General features: G+C 78.0%; 7 protein-coding genes. All 7 read left to right on the forward strand.

Translation table 11 applies throughout. The features are described from left to right. Positions 1-37 precede the first annotated feature (37 nt). The 7 genes from AB8M62_RS17810 to AB8M62_RS17840 all read left to right on the forward strand — a co-directional run bounded on the left by AB8M62_RS17810 (position 38) and on the right by AB8M62_RS17840 (position 6,146). Positions 38-814 (forward strand): SDR family NAD(P)-dependent oxidoreductase, encoded by a 777-nt coding sequence (locus AB8M62_RS17810; RefSeq protein ID WP_369070428.1) that lies wholly within the window; start codon positions 38-40, stop codon positions 812-814. 26 nt (positions 815-840) lie between these two features. Further along, on the forward strand, positions 841-1,728 hold the full coding sequence (locus AB8M62_RS17815) for a sugar phosphate isomerase/epimerase family protein (protein ID WP_369070429.1): 888 nt from the start codon (positions 841-843) through the stop codon (positions 1,726-1,728). A gap of 119 nt (positions 1,729-1,847) precedes the next feature. Then, complete coding sequence (locus AB8M62_RS17820) at positions 1,848-2,465, forward strand: MauE/DoxX family redox-associated membrane protein (protein WP_369051922.1); 618 nt, start codon at positions 1,848-1,850, stop codon at positions 2,463-2,465. Further along, on the forward strand, positions 2,462-3,286 hold the full coding sequence (locus AB8M62_RS17825; RefSeq protein WP_369070430.1) for a hypothetical protein: 825 nt from the start codon (positions 2,462-2,464) through the stop codon (positions 3,284-3,286). The genes AB8M62_RS17820 and AB8M62_RS17825 overlap by 4 nt, the downstream gene beginning before the upstream one ends. Before the next feature lie 86 nt (positions 3,287-3,372). Beyond that, positions 3,373-3,978, forward strand: coding sequence for a hypothetical protein (locus AB8M62_RS17830; RefSeq protein ID WP_369051920.1), 606 nt, complete (start codon positions 3,373-3,375; stop codon positions 3,976-3,978). A gap of 60 nt (positions 3,979-4,038) precedes the next feature. Continuing rightward, a complete protein-coding gene (locus AB8M62_RS17835; protein WP_369070431.1) occupies positions 4,039-4,557 on the forward strand; it encodes a hypothetical protein in 519 nt (172 codons plus the stop codon). Further along, positions 4,554-6,146, forward strand: a complete 1,593-nt coding sequence (locus AB8M62_RS17840; protein WP_369070432.1) for an LGFP repeat-containing protein — start codon at positions 4,554-4,556, stop codon at positions 6,144-6,146. The genes AB8M62_RS17835 and AB8M62_RS17840 overlap by 4 nt, the downstream gene beginning before the upstream one ends. The last annotated feature ends 127 nt before the right edge of the window (positions 6,147-6,273 follow it).

Below are 6,273 nucleotides of genomic sequence, written 5' to 3' on the forward strand. Positions count from 1 at the left end.
TCCCCGAACCGCCCCCAGCACCAGCAGAGGAACCGACATGAGCTACCAGACCGGAGTCGGCCAGCGCACCGCCGTCGTGACGGGCGGGGCCTCCCCGCGCGGCATCGGCTTCGCCACCGCCCGCAGGTTCGCCGCCGAGGGGTGGGCCGTGGCCCTGCTCGACCTCGACGGCCCGGGCGCCGAGGCCGCCGCGGACAAGATCGCCAGCGAGTTCCACGCTCCCGTGGTGGGGCTGGCGGCGGACGTGACCGACCAGGAGTCCCTGGCCGGCTGCGCGCGCGCGCTGGCCGCCTCCGGCCTGCCGCCGGTGGGCGCGGTGGCCGCCATCGCCGGCGTCGCCTCCCCCACCCCGTTCCTGGAGGTGGACCTGCGCGAGTGGCACCGCGTCCTGGACGTCAACCTCACCGGCACCTTCCTGACGTGCCAGACCTTCCTGCCGCAGATGATCGAGCACGGCTACGGCCGCGTCGTCACCATGTCCTCGGTGTCCGCGCAGCAGGGCGGCGGGGTGTTCTCCAAGACGCCGTACTCGGCGGCCAAGGCGGGCGTGCTGGGCCTGACCCGGTCCCTGGCCCGCGAGATGGCCCCGCACGGCATCACCGTCAACGCCCTGAGCCCGGGCGTGGTCGACACCGACATCCGCGCCGGCGCCACCGACGAGGAGAACGAGGCGCGCCTGGCCGCCGCCGTGCCGCTGGGGCGCCAGGGCAGCCCGGACGACGTGGCGGCCCTGGTCGTCTTCCTGTGCAGCCGTGACGCCGCGTACATCACCGGCACGACGCAGAACATCAACGGCGGCTCGTACATCGCCTGAGCGGGCGCGGACGGACAGGAGCACCAGTGAGCACCGCGACGACCACCGCGACGACCACCGCGGCGACCACCGCGGCGACCCCCCGGGCCGCCCGGCGGGTCGGCGTCTCGACGATCACCTTCCGGTTCCGGCCGCTGGAGGAGGCGCTGCGCCTCATCGCGGCGACCGGCGCCGTGGAGGTCGACCTGGGTGCCATCCCCGCCGTGACCGACCACGTCCCGGTGCCCTTCACCGGCGACCCGGGCGAGTACGTGGCGGCGCTCGCCGCGCACGGCCTCGTCGCCGGTGCCGTGAACTCCGACGTTGGGCCGCTGAACGACCCGGCGCTGGACGCGGAGACCCTGGCGGCGACGGTCCGCCCCCTGGCGGACCTGGCGGCGGCCACCGGCGCGGCGCTCGTCGTGCCCTGCGGCGGGCCGTCGTGGGAGCCGTACGTGGACGACGAGGCGGACCTCGCCCGCTGCGTGGACAACCTGCGCGCGGTCTCGCGCCTGTGCGCCGAGCGGGACGTGCGCCTGCTCGTCGAGGTCCTGCACCACCGCCGCTGGGTGCACGACGTGGCGCGCGCCGACCGCGTGCTGGACGCCCTGGACCCGCAGGAGGTCGGCCTGCTCCTGGACACCTCGCACGTGGTCGCCTCCGGGGAGGACGTCGTGGCCTGGGCGCGCCGGCACGCCGGGCGGGTGGAGCGGGTGCACCTGCGCGACGCCGTGCCGGGCGACCTGAACATCGGCATCGGCCGCGGCGAGGTGGACTTCCGCGGCGTGCTGAGCGTCCTGGAGTCCGGCGGCTTCACGGGCACCTACGTGCTCGAGCTGGAGACGCACGACGTCGAGGAGTCCGAGCGCGAGGCCGACGCCCAGCGCTCCTACGACGAGGTCGTCGCTCTGCTGGAGGACGTCACCCGGCGCTGACACGACGCCGGGCACCGCTCGTCCCCACCCCCTCCTCCCGCGGTCTCGCCGGGAGGAGGGGGTGGCGGAGTGGGGCGAACTGCTTGACCGGGGCACCGGACGTGACCCACGGTGAAGATGTGAACCCCCTCACGGTTCCCCTCCTCGTGGGGGCCGCGCTGCTGGTGGTCGCGGGCGTCGCGAAGGTGCGGCGGCCGCGCTCGACGGCGCAGGCCCTGCGCACGCAGTCGCTGCCCTCGGGCACCGCGCTGGTGCGCCTGCTCGGCGTCGCCGAGCTGCTCGTGGCGGCGGCCGCCGTCAGCGGGTCCCCCGCCGGCGCCTGGGCGCTGGCGGCCGCGTACGCCGGTTTCACCGCGTTCGTCGTCCTCGCCCTCGTGCGCCGGCGTCCGCTGAGCAGCTGCGGCTGCTTCGGCGCGGCCGACGTGCCGCCCACCGCCGCGCACGTCGCCGTCACCGCCGCCCTGGCCGCCGTCGGCGCGGGCGTCGCCCTGACCGGTGGGGCCGGGCTGGGCGCGGTCCTCGCCGCGGGTCCCGGGCCCGCCCTGGCCGTGGCGGTCTCCGCGGCGGTCGGCACCGGGCTGGCGCTGCTGGTCCTCACCGCCCTGCCCCGCCTGCGCGCCGCCGCGCCGTCGCGGCGCAGCGCCACGACCACGGCCGCCACCACGACCGCCACCACGAGCCCCGTCGCGGCGGTGGCCGGCGACCGCCCCCTCCTCCCCCTCCGGAGCGCCCCGTGACCGTCCTGATCGTCCTCGTCGCCGGCCTCACGGTGGCCGTCGCGCTGCTCGGCCTGCTCGTCGCCGGCCTGCTGCGCAGCCACGCCGAGGTGCTGCGCTCCCTGCACGAGCTGGGCGCCGGCCGGGAGGACACCGCGCCCGGCGCGGGCGCTCCCCGCACGCCGGACGACGTCCCGTTCACCGTCGGCGACGGCGTCGTCGGCCCGGCCGGGCTCACCGGCGGCGGCGCACCGCCCGTGGCGGGCACCACGCCCACCGGTGACGCCGTCCAGGTCGACGTCACCGCGGGCGGGCGCGACACCCTCGTGGCGTTCCTGTCCAGCGGGTGCCTGACGTGCCACGGGTTCTGGCAGCGCTTCGCGCGCCCCGGCCTGGGCCTGCCCGCCGGCACCCGGCTCGTCGTCGTCACCCAGGGCCCCGAGCGCGAGAGCGTCACCGCGCTGCGGCAGCTGGCGCCCGACGGGGTGGACGTCGTGATGTCCACGGCGGCGTGGGAGGGCTACGAGGTGCCCGGCTCGCCGTACTTCGTCCTCGTCGACGGCGGCACGGGCCGCGTGGCCGGCGAGGGCAGCGCGACCGGCTGGGAGCAGGTGCAGCGCCTGGTCGTCCAGGCCACCGGCGACCGCGCCGACCGCGCCCAGCACGCCGGGCACGCGCACGGGGCGGGCGAGGACCGCGGCGACGGCGCGCACCGCGAGGCGCGCGCCGACCGGGAGCTGCGCGCCGCGGGGATCCTGCCCGGCCACCCGAGCCTGCAGCTGACCGCGGCGGACCTGACCGCCGAGGGGACCGGGGACCGGGCCGCGCCCGGCGTCCGGTGACGCTGCCGCTGTGGGCGCTGCTCGTGGGCGCGCCCCTGACCGTCGTCGCGGCGCTGCGCGCGCTGTGGTCGCCTTGAGGCGAGTCGATGCTCTCCAGCATCACCCCGCTCGGTGAGCGGGGACGCGCCAGCCGCTGGCCGGTCACGGTCACGGCCCACCTGCTCGGCTCCGCCGCCGGGGGCACCGCCGCCGGCCTCGTCCTGGGCACCCTCGGGCTGCTGCTGCCGGGCGGGAGCGCGGCCGCGACGGCCGCCGCGGCCGCCGTGGTCGCGCTGGCGCTGTGGGCGCTGGCGGTGGAGACGGGCCGGCTGCCCGCTCCGCCGACGTGGCACCGGCAGGTCGACGAGGACTGGCTGCACCGCTACCGCGGCTGGGTGTACGGCGCCGGGTACGGCGTCCAGCTCGGGCTGGGCGTCGTGACGATCGTGACCTCCCCCGTCCTGTACGTGGCGTTCGCGCTCGTCGCGCTGACCGGCGACCCGGCGCGCGGCGCGGCGCTGGGGCTGCTGTTCGGGCTGGCGCGGGCGCTGCCCGTCCTGGCCGCGCGGCGGGTGACCACCCCGGCGCGGCTGGTGGGGGCGCACCGGGCGCTGGAGCGCCTGGCGCCCACCGGGCGCGCGGTGACGGCGCTGGCGTGCGCGGCGACGGCCGCGGCCGGGGGGCTGCTGCTCGTGGCGGGGGCGACGGGGTGAGGCGCGGGTGACGACCCGAGCGGTGGGCGACGGAGCGGACGACGACGCGGGAGGCCGACGGTGAGGTTGCAGGCGCACGGCATCGGGCTGGACGCCCCGCGCGGCTGGGAGGTGCGCATCGCGCTGCGCGGCGACGAGGAGCACGCGCCGGGCGCGCGGGTGCGGCCCGTCCTGCACGCCAGCACCGTCGCGCTGCCGGCGGTGCGCGGCGACTTCGGCGGGGGCGTCACCGCGCTGCTGGGCGCGGAGGACGTGTTCGTGTCGCTGTTCGAGCACGACCCGGCCGCGTGCGCGACACCGCTGTTCGCCGACCGGGGGCTGCCGCGGCCGACGGCGGCGGACTTCGCGCCGAACCGGTTGCAGCGCTCCATCCCGGGGCAGAGCGGGTCGCAGTGGTTCTTCCAGGTCGGCGGGCGGGCGTTCTGCCTGTACGTGGTGCTGGGCAGCCACGCGCGCCGGGCGGCGCTCCTGGAGCGGGTGCGCCCGCTGCTGGCGACCCTCGCCCTGGACGCCTCGCTGGACGTCCCCCTCGACGAACCCCTCGACGAACCGCTGGACACGGCCGGAGGTGCGCGGTGACCGTGCTGGACCGCTGGATCGACTCCCTGACGTCGGCGGCGACGACGGCGCTGGCCCGGCGCACCAATCGGCGCGGGTTCCTCGCGCGCACGGCCGTCGTCGGGTCCGCGCTCAGCGTGGGGCCGGTCTCGTTCCTCACCCGCCCGGGCACGGCGTACGCGGCGGTGTGCGGGACGGACTCCACCTGCCGCTCCGGGTACACGGTGTTCTGCGCCACCGTCAACGGCGGCGTGAACCGGTGCCCGCCGGGCAGCCTGGTCGGCGGCTGGTGGAAGTCGGACGGCTCGGGGTACTGCTGCGGGTCGGCGCGCTACTACATCGACTGCCACAGCTACTGCTCCTGCGGGTGCTCCGGCGGCCGCAAGTTCTGCGGGGAGGGCTGCCGCAACTGCTCGTGCGGGTGCGGGCCGGGCGGGCAGTGCGACCAGCGCCGGGTGTGCTGCAACGAGTTCCGCTACGGGCAGTGCAACCAGCACGTGTCCTGCACCGGGCCGGTGTGGTGCCGCGTCGTCACCTGCACCCCGCCGTGGCGGATCCCCGCCTGGGGGTGCACGACCACGTCGGCGACCGACCAGCGCACCGGCGCGCACGGCGCGCCGGCGCTGCAGGACTGCACGGCGATCGGCAGCCGGTACACGGCCCTGGGCGGACCCGGCGGGTTCCTCGGCGAGCAGCGCACGCCGGAGCAGCGCACCCCCGGCGACACGGGCGTGTACCAGCACTTCGACGGCGGCTCGATCTACTTCTCGGGCGCCACGGGCGCGCACGCCGTCGCGGGCGCCGTGCGCGAGACGTGGGCGCGGCTGGGCTGGGAGGCGGAACTGGGGTTCCCCACGACCGACGAGCTGCCGGTGCCGGGCGACCGCGGCCGGTTCCAGCACTTCCAGCGCGGGTCGGTGTACTGGTCGCCGGAGACCGGCGCGCACGCGGTGCGGGGGGCGGTCCGCGACGCGTGGGCGCGCAGCGGCTGGGAGGCCGGGCCGCTGGGGTTCCCCGTCACCAGCGAGCGGGAGACGCCGGACCGGCGCGGGCGCTACAACCACTTCGCCGGGTCGGCGTCGATCTACTGGACGCCCTCGACGGGGGCGCAGGTGGTGCGGGGCGCGGTCCGCGACACGTGGGCGGCGCTGGGCTGGGAGGCGGGGCCGCTGGGGTACCCGGTGACGAGCGAGCAGGAGACGCCGGACCGGCGCGGGCGGTTCAGCCACTTCGAGCGCGGGTCGGTGTACTGGAGCCCGAGCACGTCGGCGCACGCGGTGCTCGGCGCGGTGCGGGACCGCTGGCGCCGCAGCGGCTGGGAGGCGGGCCCGCTGGGGTACCCGACGACGGACGAGGCGGCGGTGCCGGGCACCGACGGGCGGTCCTCGAACTTCGAGGGCGGGTCGGTGTACTGGTCGCCGGCCACGGGCGCGCAGGTCGTCGTGGACCCGGTGCGCCGGGCGTGGCTGGACGGCGGCGGCGCGAGCGGCCCGCTGGGGTTCCCGACCGGCGAGCTGGAGGACTCCGGCGCCGGTGAGCGGACGCAACGGTTCCAGCGCGGCACGGCAGTCGTCCGCGCCGGCGGCGAGGTCGTCCTGCGCCCCGCCTGACCCCCGACCGTTCCTCCCGCGGTGGGGGGGGGGGGGGGGGGGGGGGGGGGGGGGGGGGGGCGGGGCGGGGGGGGGGGGGGGGGGGGGGGGGCGGCGGCACGGCGGGGGGGGGGCGCAGCGCGGGGCG

The organism is Kineococcus terrestris (genome assembly GCF_041020755.1).
GTDB classification, from domain to species: Bacteria; Actinomycetota; Actinomycetes; order Actinomycetales; family Kineococcaceae; genus Kineococcus; species Kineococcus terrestris.